Genomic DNA, 20,406 nt, shown 5'->3' on the forward strand with positions numbered 1-20,406 from the left:
ACCTCATGGGTCAGCCCGCCAAATGCGGGCGGCCCGCCCCCGGAACCCGCACATCTCGTGGGTCAGCCAGCGAAATGCGGCGGCGAAGCGGGCACTGGCAGCCCCGCGGCGAACCCTCCGGTTCGGTGGGCATCCCCTCATTTGGAGGGTTGCCCACTGGAAATACGAGGGGGCAACCCTCCAGTCGAGCGGGCAACCTTCACGCGGAGGGCGCCCCTCCAGTCGGGGCGCAACCCTCCAGGCGGGGGGGCAAGCGTCCGTGTGAGAGGGCGGGACTCTGGGGGAAGGGGGCAGGTGGGGCGGGGGGTGGGTGGGGTGTCGGTGGGGGGTGGCATGCTTCGGGTAGGGCGTGAAGGAGTGGTGTGGGGTTGTGGGACGTGGAGCAGGTGGTGGGGCTGGCGCCTGATCCTGCGTCCGCGAAGGCTGGGCAGGGGTTGGCTCGGGGCGAGAAGTGGTCAGGCGCCGGTGCGACGGATCGTGCGGTCTGGGGCCTGTGCCAGGGCAGTGGGAAGCAGCCCTACCAGACAGTCGTGGATCTCGGCGGCCCGGCGTACAAATGCTCCTGTCCGTCGCGGAAGTTCCCGTGCAAGCACGCGCTCGGCCTGCTGCTGCTCTGGGCCAAGCACGAGGTGTCGCCCGGCGACGAGCCGGACTGGGTGAAGAGCTGGGTCGACCAGCGGGCCGAGCGCGCTGAGCGGCCGGAGCGGAAGCCCGGAGAGGTCGCAGACCCGATTGCCGCGCAGGAGCGGGCGGCCCGGCGCGCGGATCGGGTCTCGGCGGGACTGGCCGAGTTGGCCGGGTGGTTGGACGACCAGGTCCGGCAGGGCCTCGGCGGATTCGATCAGCGGGCGTACACCGAGCTGAGCCGCCTCGCCGCGCGGATGGTCGACGCCCAGGCACCAGGAGTGGCAGGAGCGGTACGTCGGGCAGCGGGTGTAGTCGGACGTGGTCACGGCTGGCCGGGTGAACTCCTCGAAGAGCTGTCCCTCGTCCACTTGGTCGTAGCGGCGCACGGGCGTCTCGCGGAGCTCCCGCCGTCGCTCGCCGACACGGTGCAGAGCCGGATCGGCTGGACGACGGAGACGGCCCGCGTACGGGAGGAAGGCGAGAAGGTCGAGGACGACTGGCTCGTGCTCGGACGCGTGATCGAGCCGGACGAGCGCCTCACGGTCCGCCGTGTGTGGTTGCGCGGGGCAACGACTGGCCGGATCGGCCTGATCCTCACGTTCGCGGCCGCCGGGCGCCCGTTGGACCCGCTTCCGGCCCGCCCGGGTGAGTACGTCCCCGGCGCGCTCTCCTTCTATCCCGGCGCTCTCCCGATGCGCGCTCTCCTGACTCAGACCGATCCGCGCCTGCCCGCACCACGTCCCGCTGGAATGACGGTCCATGAGGCGTTGGCGTCGTACGTCGAATCCCTCGCGGCCGATCCGTGGAACGAACGCTGGCCGCTGGTGCTGCAGGACGTCCGACCCGCACGGCACGGCGACGGCTGGGCGCTGGTGGACGAAGCCGGCGACGGGCTGGAGATCCTGCCGGGCTGGGATGCGTTGAAGCTGCTCGCGGTCTCGGCGGGCGACCCGCTGACCGTCGCCGGTGAGTGGAACCGCGCCGGCCTCCGCCCGATGACCTGCTGGCACGGCGATCGGCCGGTGATCTTGTGAAGGGCTGGGACGGGCTGGTCAGCTCGGCGTTGCTCGGCACCGATCGGCGGCCGCCGCATTTCGACGAGCTGCCCGAGCACATCCAGGAGCGTCTCGGCGACGGCAACCTGCTCGACGCTGCTGCGCTGGCGACCGTGTACAAGCGGGCCGGACGCAAGCCGTTGCACGATCTCGAGCCGCTTCCAGCCGCGCCCGGTGAGGATCGGCCGTTGCCGCGCGCGAACGCGGTTCGGCGGTTGGCCGCGATGCTGAGCGGGTTCCAGACGTCCGCGCTGGGCGAGTGGTTGCGTACGGCGGACGCGCACGGCTGGGGCGTTCCGCCCGAGCACTTGCCGGCGTTGGCGGACTACGCGCGCAACCGTGCGGAGTACCGTCCGCTCGTCATCGCGGCAGCCGGTCGTCGTGCGCGGTGGCTCGCGGATCTCAACCCGGAGTGGCGATTCCTGCACGCAGCGGTTGCTGAGAGCAATGATCCGGAGTTGTGGACGCACGGCAACGCGATCCAGCGCCGTACCTGGTTGCGCGCCGCGCGCACTCAAGATCCCGCCGCCGCACGCGACGCGCTCCAAGAGGCCTGGCCGACCGAGGCCGCCGCCACCCGGGCCGATTTCCTCGGCCTTCTCTCGGACAACCTCTCGCTGGCAGACGAGGAGTTCCTGGAGTCCGCGCTCGACGACCGTTCCCGTGAGGTACGGCGGGTGGCCGCGCGGCTGCTCGCACGGTTGCCGGGATCGCAGTACGGCGTACGTATGACGGAACGCCTGCACGCGCATCTCCTGCCCAGTCAGGGCGTGCTCGCCGTCGACCTTCCGCGGCGTCTCACCCAGTCGATGGAGCGTGACGGCCTCGACTCGCAGAACCCGGAAGGTGTCGGGAAACGCGCGTGGTGGTTCCACCAGATCGTCGCCGACACGCCCTTGCAGGCAATGGACCTCACCTGGCTCCAGACGCCCGTCGAAGGATGCGCCGTCGAAGTGCTGCAGTCAGCCTGGACCGAGGCCGCCATACGTGAGAGCTCAGTCGAGTGGTCGCGAGCCATCTTGCAGGCCGGATCGAATACCGGCAGTCGTGGTCCGGCCGAGTTGTTGCGGTTGTTGCCGCCGGAGGAGTGGGCGAGTGCGGTCGACGTACTGCGGAAGAACGTCGACGTTGCCGAGCTGGTCGGTGGGTTGCCGGTGCCGTGGCCTGCTCCGCTCGCGAGCATGATCCTCGATCAGTTGGCCAAGGTCGGCACCAACCGCGCCTGGGCCCGACTCGCCAGTATCGCGGCCCGCGCCGCGCCGCCCGACGTACTCGACCATCCGATCACCCGCCAACCCACCGGCGAGGAAGACACCTGGCTCCGCCGCCTCGTCGAAACCCTGACCTTCCGCCGCGAAATGTACGAGGAGCTCACATGAAAGTACTGATGCCACGCCTCCGGCGCGGCGGGTCATGGGGCTGTGACTCCTGGCCTTCCCTCGTCGCTCCGGTCGCTCCGCTCCCTACGCTCCTCAGTCCAGGCCAGGAGGCCCCATGACCGGCGAGGTACTGCGCCCGCACGCGGAAGTGGAGTATGCCGACGAACTGCAGGCGCTGCGTGCGACGGACGACAAGCCGCGACCGCCGGCGTGGCTGATGTCCCCGAGCGCCGTGGTCACGTACCTGCTCGGTGGGAAGGCCGGTGACACCGAGATCTCGCCGAAGTACGTCGGCCCGCGGCGGCTGGTCGAGGTCGCGGTCTCCACCCTCGCGACGGATCGCGCGCTGCTGTTGCTCGGCGTACCGGGGACGGCGAAAACGTGGGTCAGCGAGCACCTCGCGGCCGCGATCAGCGGCGACTCGACGCTGCTCGTGCAAGGTACGGCGGGCACCGCGGAGGAAGCGATCCGGTACGGCTGGAACTACGCCCAGTTGATTGCCCAGGGCCCCAGTGAGGCGGCACTCGTGCCGAGCCCGGTGCAGCGCGCGATGACCGAGGCGAAGATCGCCCGGATCGAGGAGCTGACCCGGATGCCGTCCGACGTCCAGGACGCGCTGATCACGATCCTGTCCGAGAAGGCGCTCCCGATCGCCGAGCTGGCCACGGAAGTCCAGGCTCGTAAGGGATTCAACGTCATTGCCACCGCCAACGATCGCGACAAGGGCGTCAACGAACTGTCCAGCGCGCTCCGCCGGCGCTTCAACACCGTCGTACTGCCGCTGCCCGATTCCGCCGAGGACGAGGTGGAGATCGTCTCGCGCCGGGTGTCCCAGCTCGGCTCGGCACTCGAGCTGCCGCAGCCGGACGATGCGCTGGAGGAGATCCGCCGCGTGGTCACGATCTTCCGCGAGCTCCGCTCCGGCCGGACCGAGGACGGCCGTACGGCGGTCAAGTCGCCGTCCGGAACGCTGTCCACCGCGGAGGCGATCAGCGTCGTCACCGGCGGTCTCGCGCTCGCGGCTCACTTCGGCGACGGCGTACTGCGTCCGACGGACGTGGCCGGCGGCATTCTCGGCGCGGTGGTCAAGGACCCATCCGCGGACCGCGTCGTGTGGTCGGAGTACCTCGAAACCGTCGTCCGGGAGCGGGACGACTGGGCGCCGTTCTACCGGGCCTGCCGAGAGATTTCCGGATGACCGTTCACCTGCTCGGGATCCGGCATCACGGGCCGGGGTCGGCGCGCGCGGTGGCGGCCGCGCTGGCCGAGCTCCAGCCTGATGTCGTCCTGATCGAGGGGCCACCGGAGGCCGACAAGATCGTCGAGCTGGCTGCCTCTGCGGAGATGGAACCGCCGGTTGCGCTGCTCGCGTATGCGGTGGACGACTCGACACGGGCGGCGTTCTGGCCGTTCGCAGTGTTCAGCCCGGAGTGGCAGGCGATCAGGTACGGCCTGGCAGCCGGCGTGCCGGTGCGCTTCTGCGATCTGCCGGCGGCGCAGCAGTTCGGCTCCTCGGGTGGGCGGTCGGTATCGATGGATCCGCTCAAGACGCTCGCGGAGGCGGGCGGGTACGACGATCCCGAGCGCTGGTGGGACGACGTGATCGAGTCGCGGCGCGGTGGCGCCGAGCCGTTCACGGTGATCGCCGACGCGATGCGGGAGCTGCGGCACGGCGAGGAGACGACCGGTCGCGAGGCGCAACGCGAGGCCTACATGCGAACCGTTCTGCGGAAGGCGATTCGGGACGGATTCGAGCGCATTGCGGTGGTCTGCGGCGCCTGGCACGTGCCTGCTCTGGAACTACCGTTGCCTCCAGCAACACACGACGCGCGGATCCTGAAGGGCTTGCCGAAGCGAAAGGTCGCCTGCACCTGGGTGCCGTGGACGCACGGTCGGCTGGCGGCGGCGAGCGGGTACGGCGCCGGCATCACCTCACCCGGTTGGTACCACCACCTGTTCACCGCGCCCGACCAGATCACGACCCGTTGGCTCTCCAAAGTGGCGCAAGTGCTGCGCAACGAGGACCTGCCGGTGTCCAGCGCGCACGTCATCGAGGCAGTGCGGCTCGCGGATACGTTGGCGGCGTTGCGCGAACGTCCGCTCGCCGGGTTGAGCGAGGTGACCGAGGCTACACGGGCGGTGCTCTGCGGCGGGAACGACGTACTGCTGGATCTCGTGACGCGCGAGGCGGTTGTCGGTGAGCTGCTCGGATCCGTGCCGAGTGAGACGCCGCAGGCACCGGTGGCGGCGGATCTGGCGGCGCAGGCGCGGCGGCTGCGGATGAAGCGGGACGCGGCCGAGCGGGTGATCGAGCTCGACCTGCGGAAGTCGAACGACCTGGAGAAGTCCAGACTCCTGCACCGGTTGCGGATTCTCGGCGTGCACTGGGGTGTTCCGGCCGCCGACGAGCGGCGGGCGCAGGGCACGTTCCGGGAGATGTGGCGGCTGGCCTGGGACCCCGGCCTGGAGGTCGAGCTGGTGGCCGCGGGCGCTCACGGTACGACGGTGCTCGGCGCTGCGACGTCCGTGATGCTGAAGTCCGCGGACTCGCCGACACTGGCCGATGTCACCGCTGCGTTGGAGAAATCGCTCCTCGCCGACCTCGCGGAGGCGCTCCCGCCGCTGCTTCAAGGTATCGACACCCGCGCGGCAGCCGATGCCGACGTCGGGCATCTGATGGCGGCACTGCCCGCGCTCGCACGAGCCTCGCGGTACGGCGATGTACGCGGGACCGACACGGCCGGATTGGCCGCGGTCGCGGGGCGGATGGTGTCGCGGGTGTGTGCGGGTCTCGCGCGGACGGTTCACGGGCTGGATCCGGATGCGGCCGCCGCCGTACAGGAACTGATTGACGGGGTGCAGGACGCGACCGTGCTGCTGGCCGAGGACGTGCGGTCGGAGTGGCTGAACACGCTGCAGGGGTTGAGCGATCGGACCTCGGTGCCGCCATTGATCCGTGGGCGGTTGACGCGGTTGATGCTGGACACGTCGCGGTTGCCGGATCACGAGGTCGCGTTGCGGCTCGGGCGTTCGCTGTCACCTGGTACGCCGACGGCGGACGCGGCCGGGTACGTCGAGGGCTTCCTGGCCGGTGGCGGGTTGTTGCTGGTGCACGACGAGCGGCTGCTGGCGATGGTGGACGGGTGGCTGGCGGCGATCCCGGACGATGCGTTCGTGGAGGTTCTGCCGTTGCTACGGCGTACGTTCGGCACCTTCGCGGCCCCGGAGCGACGCTCGATCGGCGCGCGGGCGCGGGTGCTCAGCGATCCGGCGTCGTTGGTAGTTGCTGACGACGACGAGCTGGACGCTGAGTTGGCGGCGACCGCGTTGCCGGTGGTTGCCCAGTTGCTGGGGGTCTCATGAGTGACGAGCGTCTGCGTCGCTGGCGGCTGGTCCTGGGCGGTGAGGCCGAGGAGGAGACGGGTACGACGTTGTCGGCCGAGGACCGGTCCGTCGATGCGGCGTTGGCCGCGTTGTACGACGCCGGGGAGGGGGAGTCGGGGACGCAACGGTCGTCCGGGTTGGGTGCGTCGGCGCCGCGGGTGGCCCGGTGGTTGGGCGACATCCGGCAGTACTTCCCGAGCACCGTCGTACAGGTGATGCAGCGGGACGCGGTCGAGCGGCTCGGGATCACGCGGATGTTGATGGAACCGGAGTTGCTGGGCGCGGTCGAGCCCGACGTACATCTCGTGTCCACGTTGCTCGCGCTCAACGAGGTCATGCCGGAGGAGACCAAGCAGACCGCGCGGGACGTGGTCGGCCGGGTGGTGGCCGAGCTCGAGGCACGGCTCGCGGAACGGACGCGGGCTGCGGTGACCGGTGCACTCGATCGGGCCGGGCGGACCGCGCGCCCGCGGCATTCGGACATCGACTGGGACCGGACGATCCGGGCGAACCTCAAGCATTTCTCGCCGACGCTCGGGACGATCGTGCCGGACCGGCTGGTCGGGTACGCGCGACGCAATCACAGTGTGCAGCGAGACATCGTGCTGGCGATCGACCAGTCGGGGTCGATGGCGGAGTCCGTTGTGTACGCGTCGCTGTTCGGTGCGGTGCTCGGGTCGATCCGGACGTTGCGGACCTCGCTGGTTGTGTTCGACACCGCGGTCGTGGACCTGACCGATCAGCTCGAGGACCCGGTCGACGTACTGTTCGGGACGCAGCTGGGCGGTGGGACGGACATCAACCGGGCGCTCGCGTACTGCGAGGAGCTGGTCACGAAACCGGCCGAGACCGTGCTCGTGCTGATCTCGGATCTCTACGAAGGCGGAGTCCGGGAAGAGATGTTGCGTCGGGCGCGTTCTTTGGTGGAGTCCGGCGTACAAGTGATTGCTCTGCTGGCGCTCGCGGACTCGGGTACGCCGTCGTACGACGCCGAGAACGCGGCCGCGCTGGCGGAGCTCGGCGTACCGACGTTCGCCTGCACACCGGACAAGTTTCCTGACCTGATGGCCGCTGCCATCCGCCACGAAGACGTCGCCGGCTGGGCGGCGACCAACATCACCTGAGAGGTACGTCGATGTCGACAGTCGAACTGACCCGCTTCCGTGTGCTGCCTTCGCGCTCGGAGGAATTGCTCGCGGCGCGCGCCGACATGCTGAAGGACTTCGAGGCGGACCGCTCCGGGTTCCTGGGTGCTCGACTGGTGCAGCTCCCGGACAACGAGTGGCTGGACATCGTCGACTGGGCGACCCCAGCGGATTTCGCCGCGTCCCGCGAGAAGGGCGCCAATCTGCCGGGCATTGCGCGGTTCTTCGCGGCGATCGACTCGCTCGTCGTCGCAGAGGAAGGCGTCAGCGTGCCGTAATTCGCCTGACAGCCTGCTGCGCGCGGTGCGACGGTGGCGGGATGGAGATCAGCGACATCCGGCCGGACGAGTACGAGCGGGCGCTCGAGTTGTGGGAGGCGTCGGTCCGGGCGACGCATTCGTTCGTGACCGAGGCGGATCTCGACGTGTTCCGGCCGCTGGTACGGGCGTCGTTCCCGGAGATCGCGCAGCTGGCCGGGTTGCGCGGCGACGACGGGCTGCTGATCGGGTTCATCGGGGTGGCGGACGGAAACGTCGAGATGCTGTTCCTCGATCCGGCGTACCGGGGGCGCGGCGGCGGGAGTCTGCTGCTGAAGCATGCGTTCGCGCACTTCGCCGCCACGTCGGTCGACGTCAACGAGCAGAACCCCCAGGCCGTGCGCTTCTACGAGCACCACGGGTTCCGCCGCGTCTCCCGCAGTTCGCACGACACCACCGGCAAGCCGTACCCGATCCTGCACCTGACGCTCTAGCCGGCGACCTCCAGGATGTCGATCTCGGTGTACGGGTCGGCCTCGGCGAAGCGGAGGGCCCACTGCACCGCTTCCTCCTTGGTGTCGACGCGGATGATCGAGACGCCCGCGACGAGCTCCTTGGTCTCGGCGAACGGCCCGTCGATCACGCGCGGCTGCCCCGGCACCGGGAACGTCACCCGGGCGCCACGGGAACTCGGCATCAGGCCTTCGCCGAGAACCAGCACCCCGGCCTGACGCATCTCCTCGAGTACGGCGTCCGCCCGCTCGAGGATCTCCGGATCCGGCGGATTCCCGGCCTCCAGGCTGTCATTGGTCTTGTGCAGCAGCATGTACCTCATAGCGCAGACCTTAATGCGGTCCAGAACGCTGTCGGCACCTCAAATTCAGCGCGGCACGTCACCACGCCAGGCGCCGGTCTCGCCCGGGCGCTCCTCGATGAAGTGCTTGAACCGCTCGAGATCACCCTTCACACGCCCCTCGACGACCCCGAGCTTGTCGCCGACCTTCTCGACGAACCCCTCCGGATCGATCTCCATCTGCGCGGTCACGCGGGTGCGCTGCGGCGTCAACTGGTGGAACGTGATCACGCCGGCGTGCTGGGGCCCGGAGTCCGATCGCCAGGCAACCCGCTCGTCCGGGTGCTGCTCGGTGATGGTCGCGTCGAACTCGCGACGCGCTCCGCCGACCTTCGTCACCCAGTGGGTGTGCGTGTTGTCGAGCTGCCGCACCTCTTCGACGCCCTCCATGAACGCCGGGAACGACTCGAACTGCGTCCACTGGTTGTACGCCGTTGTCACCGGAACGTCGACATCGACGGACTGGGTGATGCCACTCATCTGCATTCCTCCTTGTTCGCCGTGAGGGATTCCGGTACCCGCAGGGCACTGTCATATGCCCGGTCTTCCGTGATGGCCGGTCAGGCGGCACGATGCGGAGATGGGTGAGATCGCGGAGCGGTACCGCCGCCGGGCCGAGGCGTTCGAGCGGAAAGTTGCGGCGGTGCACCCCGAGCAGTGGGGGAACCAGTCGCCGTGCGCGAAGTGGACGGCGCGGGACGTGGTCGAGCACGTCGTCACGATGCACGCGGTGATGCTGACACCGGTCGCGCGGAAGCTGGAGCCGGCCGACGACCCGCTGACCGCGTTCCAGGAGGCACGAGCCGCGATCGAGGACGTACTCGACGACCCGATCGCCGCGCTGACCGAGACCGACACGCCTGCCGGTCGGCTGACGACCGAGCAGCACATCGACCAGGTGGTGTCGGACGACCTCGTCCTGCACGGATGGGACCTGGCGCGCGCCACCGATCAGGACGAGACGATGGATCCGGCCGACGTCGAGCAACTCTGGGCGACCGCGGTCGCGATCCCGCCGGAAGTGATGACGAAGTACCGGACGCCCGGCGCCTTCGGCGAGGGCATCGAGGTGTACGGCGCCGAAGTACCGGTCGAGCCGGACGCCCCGCTGCAGGACCGCCTACTCGGCCTACTCGGCCGCGAGCCGTGACAGGCTGCTCGGCGCGTAGTAGCTGCTCGGGTCGTCGCACAGCGGCGCCTCGGTGAGTTGCCCGGGACGAGACATGAGGAGTGCGTGCCCCTTGGCGATCGCCGGGTCCAGGTACTCGTGGCCCGGGAGGTTCGCGACCGCCGTACGGCAGCCGAGCGCCATGCCTTCGAAAAGCGCGGTGGTCGAGACGCCGACCTGGTACGTCGAAGTCGCGAGCAGATCGAGCGTACTGCCGCCGGTCGAGAGCTGGACGCCGGCCGGAATCGTGTAGTCCTCGGCACGCTCGCTCGGGTGCAGGCGATAGAGAACCTCCAGGTCCGGGTGCTCCTTCGCGACCGCGTCCGCGACCTCGACGAGCTCCGCTCCAACGGTCCCCTGCGACAAGAAGACGACCCGGCGCGGCTCCTTCGGGCCGGGCGGCGGCAGGAACGGCGCACCCATCACCTCGGTCCGCATCCCGGCGGGCAGGTCCGCGACATCGGTCCAGTACGACCCGAAGCACCACAGCTCGTCCGGCTGATCCGCGACCACAGGCCGCCCCGGGTAGCTGTACCCGAGGTGGAACGGGCTGATCGCGCCGTGCTGCAGCTCGACGACGCGGATCCCGAGATCGCGGGCGGCGCCAACGATGTGCTGGTGGAAGTACGCGACGACCAGGTAGACCGTCTTGATCCGGTGCTTCCTGAGGAGCGCGCGGTACAGGGCACGCAGCCGCAGGTGCTTCGGGACCTCACGGGCCAGCAGCGCGCCGATCGGAATCCGGACACCGGTGAGTTTCTCCAGCGCGCTCGCGATGCCGCGGTCGTCCGCCGTACGGCGATGGATCGCGCCGGCCGCCGACGTGAAGAAGTCCAGGTTCTTGCTGCCCGGAAGCGGGGTGCCGTTGATCCCCGAGTCCAGAATCAGGGCACGGTCGCCGAGCGTGGCGCGGAGCTCGTCGGTGTAGATCTCGACACCGTTCGGTTTCCGCGGGTGCGGTACGACGAGTGCGTCGTACCGGCCGGGGAACGGGGTACGCGCGACGATCCCGGCGACGTGTTTCCCGACCAGGGCGGCCTTGTCGTACGGCGTACGTCGTACCGGATGTGGCGCGCCGTGGATGCCGGTGCGCCGGGTCAGCTCATGAAAGACGCGCATCCGGATGATCGGCCAGGGGTGCGCTCCCCGGATCTGCCACGCGAGCAGCTCCAGGTCCCGCTCCACCGTCCAGATCGCCCGGCACAGCTCCGCCACCGTCGGCCGAACCGTGCCGTTCCCGGTACTCGTCATGGTTGATCCCTACTATCCCGGCGAGACTACCGACGCCCGAGAAGAACCGGCGGACTGCCTTCAGCAGGTGCGTCTTACGGCCGAGCAGCAGCCCGGCGAGGGCGAACCCGATCGCGGAGATCACCCGGGCGGAAGCATAGGCCAGCACCAGCACGTAGCTGACCGCGCCCGGGCGGATCAGCAGGCGGCTGATCGTGTCGCCGCTCCCGGAACGGAACGCCCGCCGTACCAGCCAGCGCAGCGTGGTGCGGCCGACCGGGACCTCCTCGGCGATCCAGGCCTCCTCGCACCAGACGATCCGGAACCCGGCGCGGTGCACGCGCAGGAAGAAGTGCAGGTCGCTGGAGCCGGTGTACCGGAACGCGGGATGGAAGCCCGGCGTGACGGCGTGGTAGACGCGACGGCTGACCAGCGTGTTGTTCGTGTACGCCTTCCGGAGCTCCTCGCCGGTGGTGTGCCGGCCGGTGGAGTCGTGTACGTCGCTGTAGGCGTTCCACGGCGGTGCGCCGGGCGGAAGATTGCCCTTCACCGGGCCCGTCACGACGTCGGCTCCGGTGGATTCCCATGCCTTGAGCAGCGTCGCCAGCCAGCCGGGCGGGGCGACCTCGTCGTCGTCGACGAAGATCAGCGCGTCGTCGTTCCAGCAGAGCTCGACGGAGCGCTCCCGCGCGAAGGGGATCCCCGGCTCCGGTTCCACGACCGACTCGATCGGGTACGGCGTACCGTCCCCGAACTCCTCCAGCACCCGCGCGGCCGACCCGTCCGCGTCGTTGTCCACCACGACGATCCGGATCGCGTACTCCCCGTCCGAGGGCAGCTCCTGAGCCTGCAAACTCGTCAACAACCCCCGCAACAGAGCAGGTCGCCTGAAGGTAATCACCGCGATGGCGACACTCGTGCTCATGCCGCCCGAGACTATCGGTCCCCACCCACAACCGCCCATCCACCGCGTGTGACATTCCCGGTCCGCCCAACCGGGGATGTCGGCACAACCCCCGGAGACTGGAAACAAGCAATTGCACATCCCCAGCCCCCACGAGCTATCCCCAGTCCGACCTAGACCCGGGTGGGGAGTTTGGTGTCGAGGGTTTTGAGGGTGGTGGCCAGGGGCAGGCCGAGGAGCAGGACGAAGGTGGCGTTGCAACCGGCCACGCCGGCGGGTATCGGTGAGTTTGTAACGCCGGGGGGCCGTCCAACGATTTAAGGCGAGGACCGAATATGGTCGGTTCACTCATCTTGGGGGTCCCCCGTTGTCCCGTCCCACCCAACTGCTGCGCCTGGCCGTGCCCGCGGCCCTCGTCGCAGCCGGCTTGGTCGCCCTCTCCGGATCGTCCGGCACCGCCGCGGTCTCCGCCGAGCCGAACGTGCTGCACGCGAAGTTCCGTCCTGGCACTGCTGGCGGACCCGCGTACGACGCCAAGTCCGTGATCGTGAAGTTCAAGTCGAAGGCGACCACCTCGGCCCGGAAGGCCGCGCTGGCGAAGGCCAAGGGCACGCCCGACGTCTCCGTCACCTCCGACGTGGTCACTGTGACCGGTGACACAGCGGCACCCGAGCTGCTGAAGAAGGTCAAGGCCGATCCGTCGGTGGAGCTTGCCTCGCTCAACTACATCCGGCAGAAGTCCGCGACGCCGAACGACTGGCTGTACACGAACTACCAGAAGTACCTGTCGACCGTCCGCGTCAACAGCGCCTGGGACCTGTCGAAGACCGCCGGAACCCAGACGATCGGTGTCCTCGACACCGGTGTCGACGCCGGCCATCCCGACCTGGTCGGTCACCTGCTGCCCGGCTACAACACGTTCAACACGGCCCTGCCGCCGAACGACGGCGACGGACACGGTACGGCGGTGACCGGCATCATCGCCGCCGGAACCAGCAACGGGATCGGCGTCGCCGGTGTCGCCTGGAACGCGAAGGTCCGCCCGGTCAAGGTGCTCGACGACGGCGGCTCGGGCGACGACTCGAACCTGATCAACGGCATCAACTGGGCGGTCAAGAACGGCGTCCGGGTGATCAACATGTCGCTCGGCGGCGAGGGTGACAACCCCGTCCTGCACCAGGCGATCCAGAACGCGGTCAACGCCGGTGTCGTCCTGGTCGCCGCGGCCGGCAACACCGGCTCGTCGGACCTGCATTACCCGGCCGCGTACCCGGAGGTCCTGTCGGTCGGCGCTACGACGTCGGCCGGCGTACTGACCAGCTTCAGCACCTGGGGTGACTCGGTCGACATCGCCGCCCCCGGCTACGACATCACCAGCACCGCGCCCCGCGACCAGACCGAGGCCGGCTACGAGCCGTACTGGCTCGGCCTCTCCGGTACGTCGTTCTCGTCCCCGATCGTCGCCGGTGTCGCCGCCCTGGTCCGCAACAAGTGGCCGTCGTACACCCCGGCCCAGGTGATGGCGCGGCTGAAGGCCACCGCCCGCGACGCAGGCCCGCGCGGCACCGACCCGTACTACGGCGCAGGAATCCTGGACGCCTACCAGGCTCTCGGCGGCAAGTGGACCACGGACTTCGCGCAGGGCGTCGCGGACACGAACGACCAGCCGGCCCGCGCGGGTGAGCTGATCGCCGGGGTCGCGGTTTCGTCGGCGATCAGCGTCGAAGGCGACGTCGACTGGTACAAGCTGCCGACGGACTACGCGCACCAGGTCCGCATCGACGTCAGCGGGCAGATGTTCGACTCCGGCGCCTACGCGCAGAACTTCGGACCGGTCGTGTCGGCGTACGACGAGAACCTCAAGCCGCTGGCCTTCGTGCAGAAGCCGGAGCCGCCCGTGGACAGCGACGGGTACGAGATCCCGCAGCCGCTGACCGCATCGACGTACGTCACCGTCCCGGCCGGGCCCATGTACGTCGCGGTCCGGAACGCCAACGGGTCGCGGGACAGTCGCACCTACTCCCTGAAAGTCACCAACGCGGACGGCAACGTCGGCACCGCGCCGATCGACGCGTACCCGGTGCGCGACGTGCAGCCGGCGAATCTGTCCTCCGGTGTCTCGGTCCTTGCCAAGCCCACCGTCACCTTCCCGCGGGAGGTCGACGAGAACAGTGTCGCCAACGGCGGCGTGAAACTGCTCAACGGCAAGACCGGTGCGGTGATTCCGGCGACCGTCACCTACGACCAGTCCATCCGCCGGGCGGAGATCGCGCCTGCGTCCCCGTTGGCTGAGGCAACGCCGTTCCGGATCGTCGCCGACGGCGTCGTCTCGCTCGATCCCACGGTGCCGATGGTGCCGTTCAGCTCGGTGTTCAGCACGGAGGACCGCGTTCCGCAGCCGGTGCAGCTCATCGGCGTCGGCGCCTACCTGGCCGCCAACCTGTCGTGGACGATCCCGCCGACCAATGACCTCGATCAGGTGATCGTACGGCGCAACGTCGGGAGCAAGGCGCCGACGCCGACGACCGGGACGCTCGTGTACGCGGGTACCGGGACCGCGGTGAAGAACACCGGGCTCGCGCAAGGTACGACGTACACGTATGCCGCCTGGGTCAAGGACCGTGCCGGTCACTACAGCCCGGCCGCGGTCAAGCAGCTGCTCGGGATGAAGTCCGGGATCGCGGTGACGTCGACGCTCGTCAACTACGGCGGCTCGATCACGATCAAGGGCAGCACGCTGCGGATCGACAATCTGGCGTACGCCGGGTTGCCGGTGAACGTCTACGTACGGCCGAAGACGTCCTCGAAGTTCACGCTGCTCGCGGCGCTGAAGACGTCGTCGACCGGGACGCTCTCGGTGACGCACAAGCCGCTCGTGTCGTCGGTCTACATGCTGACGTTCCCGGGCAACGGGACCCTGATGGGCACCCGCACCCCCGACGTCACCGTCCAGGTCAGGCCGACGATCTCGGCAACTCTGTCGCCGGCGTCGATCCGCCTCGGCGGAACGACCGCGTTCAGCGGGTACGTCGCTCCGGCGCACTACGGCCAGACCGTCTACCTGCAGCAGTACGGCAACAAGGTGTGGAAGTCGATCGCCTCGGTGAAGCTGAGCAGCTCGGGCAAGTACGCCTTCGGCATCCGGCCCGCACTCCGCGGCCAGATCGCCTACCGCGTCTACTTCCCCGGCGATGCCGACCACGCCCCGGCGTACACGGTGAACAAGATCGTCACCGTCAGCTGACAATCACGGTTGGGGAGGGTTCTGTGCCGATTCGGGTACAGAACCCTCCCCAACTTCATCTCCCCGGGCTGTACCTGTGGGTACAGTGGGTTCGTGGAGACGGTGGAGCGGTTGATTCGTAGTACGCAGGAGTTGTTGTGGGAGCGGGGGTATGTGGGGACCTCGCCCAAGGCGATTCAGCGGGCGGCGGACGCTGGGCAGGGGAGTATGTATCACCACTTCACCGGGAAGGCGGAGCTGGCGAAGGCGGCGATCGAGCGGTCGGGGGCCGAGCTGCGGGCGGCTGCCGAGGTGCAGCTGGCCGGTGAGGGTACGGCGGCCGAGCGGATCAGCGGGTACCTCGGGCGGGAGCGGGACGTGCTGCGCGGGTGTCAGGTCGGGCGCCTCGCGGCGGATCCGGACGTGGTTGCGGATCCGGAGCTGCGGGCACCGGTCGCGGAGACGTTCGAGTGGTTGCGGTCCAGGCTCGCCGAGGTGGTTGCTGAGGGCAAGCGTACGGGCGACTTTCCCGAATCCCTGGACCCGGAGCGGACCGCCGCGACGATCGCCGCCGTACTGCAGGGCGGGTACGTGCTCGCCCGCGCGGCCGGGTCGACCGAACCGTTCGAGCTCGCGGTCCAAGGGCTCATCGACTTGTTGGGAGCGAAATGAAAATCGGTGCGGTGTTTCCGCAGCTCGAGATCGGCGCGGACCCGAAGGTCGTGCGCGACTGGGCGACGACCGTGGAGGACGCTGGGTACAGCCACGTGCTCGCCTACGACCACGTGCTCGGCGCGGATCCGTCGAATCGCCCGGGCTGGAGCGGGTACACCGACAAGTCCTTGTTCCATGAGGTTTTCGTGCTGTTCGGCTACCTCGCCGCGATCACCACGGAGCTGGAGCTCGTCACCGGCGTACTCGTCCTGCCGCAGCGCCAGACCGCGTTGGTGGCGAAGCAGGCGGCCGAGGTCGACGTACTGAGCAGCGGCCGGCTCCGCCTCGGCGTCGGCATCGGCTGGAACCACGTCGAGTACCAGGCGCTCGGCGTACCGTTCAAGCAGCGCGGCGCTCTGCTCGAGGAGCAGGTCGACGTACTGCGGAAGCTCTGGGCGGACCCGGTGATCTCGTACAAGGGCAAGTACCACGAGATCGAGGAGGCCGGGCTGAATCCCTTGCCTGGCAGACAGATCCCGATCTGGTTCGGCGGCAGCGCGGATGCCGTACTGCGTCGTACCGGGCGGATCGGTGACGGCTGGATGCCGCAATCAGCACCGGACGAGAAGGCCCGCGAGCAGATCGCGACGATCCGCGAGGCGGCGGAGGCGGCCGGCCGCGACCCGCAGTCCGTCGGCATCGAGGCCAGGCTGACGCTGGGCGCCGTACCCGAACAGGACTGGCGATCTTTCGCCGACGGCTGGCGGGACCTCGGCGCAACCCACCTCTGCGTCAACACGATGAATATGGGTCTGTCCCAGCCGGCAGAGCACGCCCAAATCCTCCGCGACGTCCTACCGCGCTTGCGCGGCTGAAGCCACGAACGGGGCGAACGGGCTGCTGCGGAACCATCCCGGGAACTGGTTGCACAGGCGTGGTGGGCCGATCAGTTCGACGCGGCCGGTGCGGATTGCGCGTGCGTAGGTCAGCTGCTTCAGGTGCAGGTCGACGAGGGTCAACGCATCGGTCCGGCACACCAGATCCTCGGCGTACCCGCTGGACCTGCTGCACAGCTCAGGCTGGGGTCGCCGCAACAGCATCCAGTGCTGCTCAGCGGGACGGTCGCGCAGTTCGAACCTGACCACCGTCGTGCCGTCCGGGATCCTGTCCAGGTCCACCAGCTTCATCGTTGCCCAGAGCACGTACGCCGGCTCCAGGTGGCCCGGCTCGATCTCCAGCCAGCGCGCACCCCACTGCCCCATCACATCGAGCACCGGCCGTAGCGCCTGGCCCATGTCGGTCAGTTGGTACGTGACCGCGCGGCCGTCGGCGGTACGACGGAGTACGCCGTGACGTTCGAGTACGTCGAGACGCTGGGCGAGGAGCGCTGTGGAGATGCCGGGCGCCCCTTGGCGGATCTCGTTGAACGTGCGGCAACCGTTCAGCAGGTTGCGGACGATGATCGGCGTCCACCGTTCCGCCAGCAGCTCGGAGCTCCTGGCGATCGGACAGAACTGGCCGTATCCGCGCACAACTTCACTGTCGTCCGCCCGCGGCCGGATGGCAACTTCAGAATTTGATATTGCCTGACGCCCCCGGCCGGACGACTGTGGGAGCAATCGAGCAGGAGGCGGTGGGGACAATGACAGGTCAGGCGCACGTGGTGACGAAGGATGCCGGACGGACCGTGGATCTCGGGGTGGCCCGGATGCGGGTGCTGGCCGATGACGCCGTCACGCGAACGTTCTCGTTGACCGAGTTCGCGGGGGAGGCTGACGGACCGTGGACGGTTCCGCACCTGCACCACGGGTTCGAGGAGTCGTTCTTCGTGCTGGAAGGTGAGTTCACCTTCACCGTCGGCGGCGAGCCGGTGGTGGCCGGCGCCGGCACCTACGTCCTGGTTCCGAAGGACACCGCGCACACGATCACCGCCGCCCGCGGCGGTGGGCGCTTCCTCACCCTGATGGTGCCGGGCGGGCTGGAGAAGATGTTCGTCGAACTCGGCGAACTTCCTGCGAACGCGGTCACCGACCCCGTGGCCCGCAAGAAGGTCTCGGCCCGCTACGACTCGATACCGGTCTAGATGCGCCGGTTGGCGGTCGATCCGCGGATCGCGAGCGGGCACGGCAGTTTCATCGTCGCGGCCGGGCGGTCCGGGTCGGCGATGCGCTGCCGGAGCAGGTCGATGCCGGTTTCGACGATCGAATGGATCGGCTGCTCGACGCTCGTGAGGTCGAACGCCTCCCAGGCGGCCATTTCGGTGTTGTCGAAGCCGATCACCCAGAGGTCGTCGGGGACGCGGGCGCCGACCGCGCGGGCGCCGTCGAGGATGCCGAAGGCCAGCAGGTCGGTGACCGTGTAGATCGCGGTCGGCGGCTTCTTGCGGCGAAGGAGTTTCCGCGCGGCGGCGTGTCCGTCGGCGTGCGGAACGCCGACCGTGATCACGTTGCCCGGCTTGATCTGTACGCCGGCGTCGGCGAGGGCGGCGCGGAACCCGAGGTCGCGGTCGCGGGACGTGTTGCTGGTGGGGGCCAGCGTCACCAGGCCGATCTCGGTGTGTCCCGCCTCGACGAGATACCGGCCCGCGTCGTACGCGCCCTGCCAGTTGTCGCCGACGACCTGGTCGCAGTCCAACCCGTCGATCCCGCGATGCAGCAGCACGGTCGGCGTCCCGGACGCGAGCGCCATCGTGTGCAGCTTCGAGTCGAACGTCGCCGACGTCAGCAGGAACCCGTCCACGAGGCGCTGCTGGAGCACCTCCGCGACCGACTCCTCGGGATCGTGCTCGATGTTCCACAGGATCATGTGCAGGCCCATCGAGCTCAGCACCCGGCCGATCTCGTCGAGCAGCTCGGCGTGGAACGGGCTGGTCACCCGCGTCATGAACACGCCGATGGTGTCGGTCCGGCCGGTCTTCATCGCCCGGGCCAGCGCGTTCGGCGTGTAGTTCGCGTCCTTCAGCACCTGCAGGACGCGCGCCCGGGTGTCCGGGTTGACCTTCGGGTTGTTGGTCAGCACCCGCGACACCGTCGCCTGCGACACCCCGGCCAGACGCGCCAGGTCGCGACTCGTCGGTGGTCGTGTCATCGTCCGTCTCCCCTCGTGGTCCCCGAACCCTACTGAAGAGTGTCCGCACCAGGCGTTGACCATGCCAACGGAGCTGTGTATACGTATTCAGTAGTCGATTGTATACGTATTCATCCCTCGCGGATGGGAGATTCCGGTGCAGACCAACCTCTCCAACCTGAACCGCCGCAGGTTTCTCGCCGGTCTGACGGGACTGACGGCCGCCGGCCTGCTGGCCGGCTGCGGTGGCAACGGCAACGCAAGCAGCGGTGGCAAGAAGGGCCTGACCTTCCTCAACTGGGAGCAGGTCAAGGGCAACCCGCTGGAGCAGGCGATCCAGGCGTTCGAGAAGCAGTCCGGGACGCAGGTCACCATCCAGCCCGCGGTCACCCAGGAGTACGACACCAAGATGCGCACACTGATCGCCGGCGGCAGCCCGCCGGACGTGATGCGGATCAACGACGACTTCGTCCGCGGCTTCTCCCAGCAGGGTGCGTTGCTGGATCTGAAGCCCTACATCGAGAAGGACAAGCTCGACACGTCGCAGTTCGCCAAGGAGACGTTCGAGTTCCCGAAGCAGCCCGACGGCTCGCACACCGCGTGGGTGCTCGGGTACCAGCCCCGGCTGATCTTCTACAACGTCGACCTGTTCAAGCAGGCCGGCGTACCGCTGCCGCCGACGACCTGGTCGTCACAGGGCTGGACCTGGTCCGACTTCGAGGCCGCAGCGAAGAAACTCACCGATCCGGCGAAGAAGCAGTACGGCGCTCTCGTGTATCTGGACACCGGCTACGAGCAGACGTTCACGGTCAACCACGGCAGCGAGACCGGCATCTTCTCCCAGGACGGCACGCAGTTCACGCTCCCGGGCCCGAAGGAGACCGAGGCGCTGCAGTGGGCGACCGACCTGACCTGCAAGGACAAGGTGCAGCCGCCGTGGTCCGCGCTGCAGCAGGACAACGTGCAGAACCAGATGTTCGCGCAGGGAAAGATCGCGATGATGTTCGCGACCTTCGGCACGGTCCCGTACCTGCGGTCCGCGGTCAAGGACTTCACCTGGGACGTCGCTCCGCCGCCTGCTGACGTGGAGCAGAAGACCGAGTCGAGCGTGATCGTGTTCTGCGTCCCGAAGAAGGCGAAGAACCCGGACGCGGCCTGGGATCTGCTGAAGTACCTCGCGAGCGAGGAGGGCGGCAAGATCCTGCTCCAGGGCGGCGCCTTCACGCCGATCAACCTGAAGGCCGCGGCCGGGCTGGCGCCGAACGGCAAGGCACCCGCGCACATCGGGCTGTTCGCCGAGGCCGCGAAGCACCTGACCGCGACCAACCAGACCAAGAACACGATCGGCGCCCGCGAGCTGTACCGGCCCGCGCTGGACAACGCCTACAACTGCGAGAAACCCGTCGGTGACGTGCTCCAGGGCGTCAAGTCCCAGGTGGAGAACGCCTTGAAGGGTTGATG

19 protein-coding genes are annotated in these 20,406 nt (G+C 68.8%); 13 read left to right on the forward strand and 6 right to left on the reverse strand.

Annotation, left to right across the window (positions count from 1 at the left end; translation table 11 throughout):
* Positions 1-362 precede the first annotated feature (362 nt).
* The 7 genes from EV647_RS13835 (at position 363) to EV647_RS13865 (ending at position 8,341) form a co-directional block, all read left to right on the forward strand.
* The gene (locus EV647_RS13835) at positions 363-1,661 is read left to right on the forward strand and encodes an SWIM zinc finger family protein (RefSeq protein WP_134002752.1); all 1,299 of its coding nucleotides are present in this window, start codon (positions 363-365) and stop codon (positions 1,659-1,661) included.
* Complete coding sequence (locus tag EV647_RS13840) at positions 1,658-3,061, forward strand: DUF5691 domain-containing protein (RefSeq protein ID WP_134002754.1); 1,404 nt, start codon at positions 1,658-1,660, stop codon at positions 3,059-3,061. Before EV647_RS13835 ends, EV647_RS13840 begins: the two co-directional genes overlap by 4 nt.
* Positions 3,062-3,176: 115 nt before the next feature.
* Positions 3,177-4,259: an AAA family ATPase gene (locus EV647_RS13845; protein WP_134002756.1), complete on the forward strand. Its 1,083-nt coding sequence runs from the start codon at positions 3,177-3,179 to the stop codon at positions 4,257-4,259.
* Positions 4,256-6,424, forward strand: a complete 2,169-nt coding sequence (locus EV647_RS13850) for a DUF5682 family protein (RefSeq protein WP_134002758.1) — start codon at positions 4,256-4,258, stop codon at positions 6,422-6,424. Before EV647_RS13845 ends, EV647_RS13850 begins: the two co-directional genes overlap by 4 nt.
* Positions 6,421-7,569 carry a VWA domain-containing protein gene (locus EV647_RS13855; protein ID WP_134002760.1) on the forward strand — a complete coding sequence of 383 codons (1,149 nt, stop codon included), beginning with the start codon at positions 6,421-6,423 and terminating at the stop codon, positions 7,567-7,569. The genes EV647_RS13850 and EV647_RS13855 overlap by 4 nt, the downstream gene beginning before the upstream one ends.
* 11 nt (positions 7,570-7,580) lie before the next feature.
* Entirely contained in the window at positions 7,581-7,868 is a 288-nt protein-coding gene (locus EV647_RS13860) for a hypothetical protein (RefSeq protein WP_134002762.1), read from the forward strand.
* Between the two features lie 41 nt (positions 7,869-7,909).
* Positions 7,910-8,341 carry a GNAT family N-acetyltransferase gene (locus tag EV647_RS13865; RefSeq protein ID WP_134002764.1) on the forward strand — a complete coding sequence of 144 codons (432 nt, stop codon included), beginning with the start codon at positions 7,910-7,912 and terminating at the stop codon, positions 8,339-8,341.
* Here EV647_RS13865 and EV647_RS13870 read toward each other — a convergent pair.
* The gene (locus EV647_RS13870; protein WP_134002766.1) at positions 8,338-8,682 is read right to left on the reverse strand and encodes a YciI family protein; all 345 of its coding nucleotides are present in this window, start codon (positions 8,680-8,682) and stop codon (positions 8,338-8,340) included. The genes EV647_RS13865 and EV647_RS13870 overlap by 4 nt on opposite strands.
* A gap of 45 nt (positions 8,683-8,727) precedes the next feature.
* Entirely contained in the window at positions 8,728-9,180 is a 453-nt protein-coding gene (locus EV647_RS13875; protein WP_134002767.1) for an SRPBCC family protein, read from the reverse strand.
* A 100-nt stretch (positions 9,181-9,280) separates the two neighbouring features.
* Between EV647_RS13875 and EV647_RS13880 the strand changes: the two genes are divergently transcribed.
* The gene (locus EV647_RS13880; protein WP_134002769.1) at positions 9,281-9,850 is read left to right on the forward strand and encodes a TIGR03086 family metal-binding protein; all 570 of its coding nucleotides are present in this window, start codon (positions 9,281-9,283) and stop codon (positions 9,848-9,850) included.
* Here the strand turns inward: EV647_RS13880 and EV647_RS13885 are convergent.
* Positions 9,830-10,987, reverse strand: coding sequence for a hypothetical protein (locus EV647_RS13885; RefSeq protein ID WP_134004321.1), 1,158 nt, complete (start codon positions 10,985-10,987; stop codon positions 9,830-9,832). The two genes, EV647_RS13880 and EV647_RS13885, sit on opposite strands and share 21 nt — an antisense overlap.
* Entirely contained in the window at positions 10,971-12,023 is a 1,053-nt protein-coding gene (locus tag EV647_RS13890) for a glycosyltransferase family 2 protein (protein ID WP_134002771.1), read from the reverse strand. Before EV647_RS13890 ends, EV647_RS13885 begins: the two co-directional genes overlap by 17 nt.
* A 346-nt stretch (positions 12,024-12,369) precedes the next feature.
* On the opposite strand from EV647_RS13890, the gene EV647_RS13895 reads away from it, so the two are divergent.
* The 3 genes from EV647_RS13895 to EV647_RS13905 all read left to right on the forward strand — a co-directional run bounded on the left by EV647_RS13895 (position 12,370) and on the right by EV647_RS13905 (position 16,754).
* A complete protein-coding gene (locus tag EV647_RS13895) occupies positions 12,370-15,246 on the forward strand; it encodes a S8 family serine peptidase (RefSeq protein WP_134002773.1) in 2,877 nt (958 codons plus the stop codon).
* Between the two features lie 93 nt (positions 15,247-15,339).
* Positions 15,340-15,897, forward strand: a complete 558-nt coding sequence (locus tag EV647_RS13900) for a TetR/AcrR family transcriptional regulator (RefSeq protein ID WP_134002775.1) — start codon at positions 15,340-15,342, stop codon at positions 15,895-15,897.
* Positions 15,894-16,754: an LLM class F420-dependent oxidoreductase gene (locus tag EV647_RS13905; protein WP_134002777.1), complete on the forward strand. Its 861-nt coding sequence runs from the start codon at positions 15,894-15,896 to the stop codon at positions 16,752-16,754. The genes EV647_RS13900 and EV647_RS13905 overlap by 4 nt, the downstream gene beginning before the upstream one ends.
* Here EV647_RS13905 and EV647_RS13910 read toward each other — a convergent pair.
* Complete coding sequence (locus tag EV647_RS13910; RefSeq protein ID WP_166680318.1) at positions 16,734-17,411, reverse strand: helix-turn-helix domain-containing protein; 678 nt, start codon at positions 17,409-17,411, stop codon at positions 16,734-16,736. The two genes, EV647_RS13905 and EV647_RS13910, sit on opposite strands and share 21 nt — an antisense overlap.
* A 110-nt stretch (positions 17,412-17,521) precedes the next feature.
* Between EV647_RS13910 and EV647_RS13915 the strand changes: the two genes are divergently transcribed.
* Positions 17,522-17,962, forward strand: coding sequence for a cupin domain-containing protein (locus EV647_RS13915; RefSeq protein ID WP_134002780.1), 441 nt, complete (start codon positions 17,522-17,524; stop codon positions 17,960-17,962).
* Here EV647_RS13915 and EV647_RS13920 read toward each other — a convergent pair.
* Complete coding sequence (locus EV647_RS13920) at positions 17,959-18,966, reverse strand: LacI family DNA-binding transcriptional regulator (protein ID WP_166680319.1); 1,008 nt, start codon at positions 18,964-18,966, stop codon at positions 17,959-17,961. The two genes, EV647_RS13915 and EV647_RS13920, sit on opposite strands and share 4 nt — an antisense overlap.
* Before the next feature lie 136 nt (positions 18,967-19,102).
* Here EV647_RS13920 and EV647_RS13925 point away from each other — a divergent pair, with 136 nt between their 5' ends.
* On the forward strand, positions 19,103-20,404 hold the full coding sequence (locus tag EV647_RS13925; protein WP_166680320.1) for an extracellular solute-binding protein: 1,302 nt from the start codon (positions 19,103-19,105) through the stop codon (positions 20,402-20,404).
* The last annotated feature ends 2 nt before the right edge of the window (positions 20,405-20,406 follow it).

The sequence above is a fragment of the Kribbella sp. VKM Ac-2566 genome, assembly GCF_004366005.1.
Taxonomy (GTDB): domain Bacteria; phylum Actinomycetota; class Actinomycetes; order Propionibacteriales; family Kribbellaceae; genus Kribbella; species Kribbella pratensis.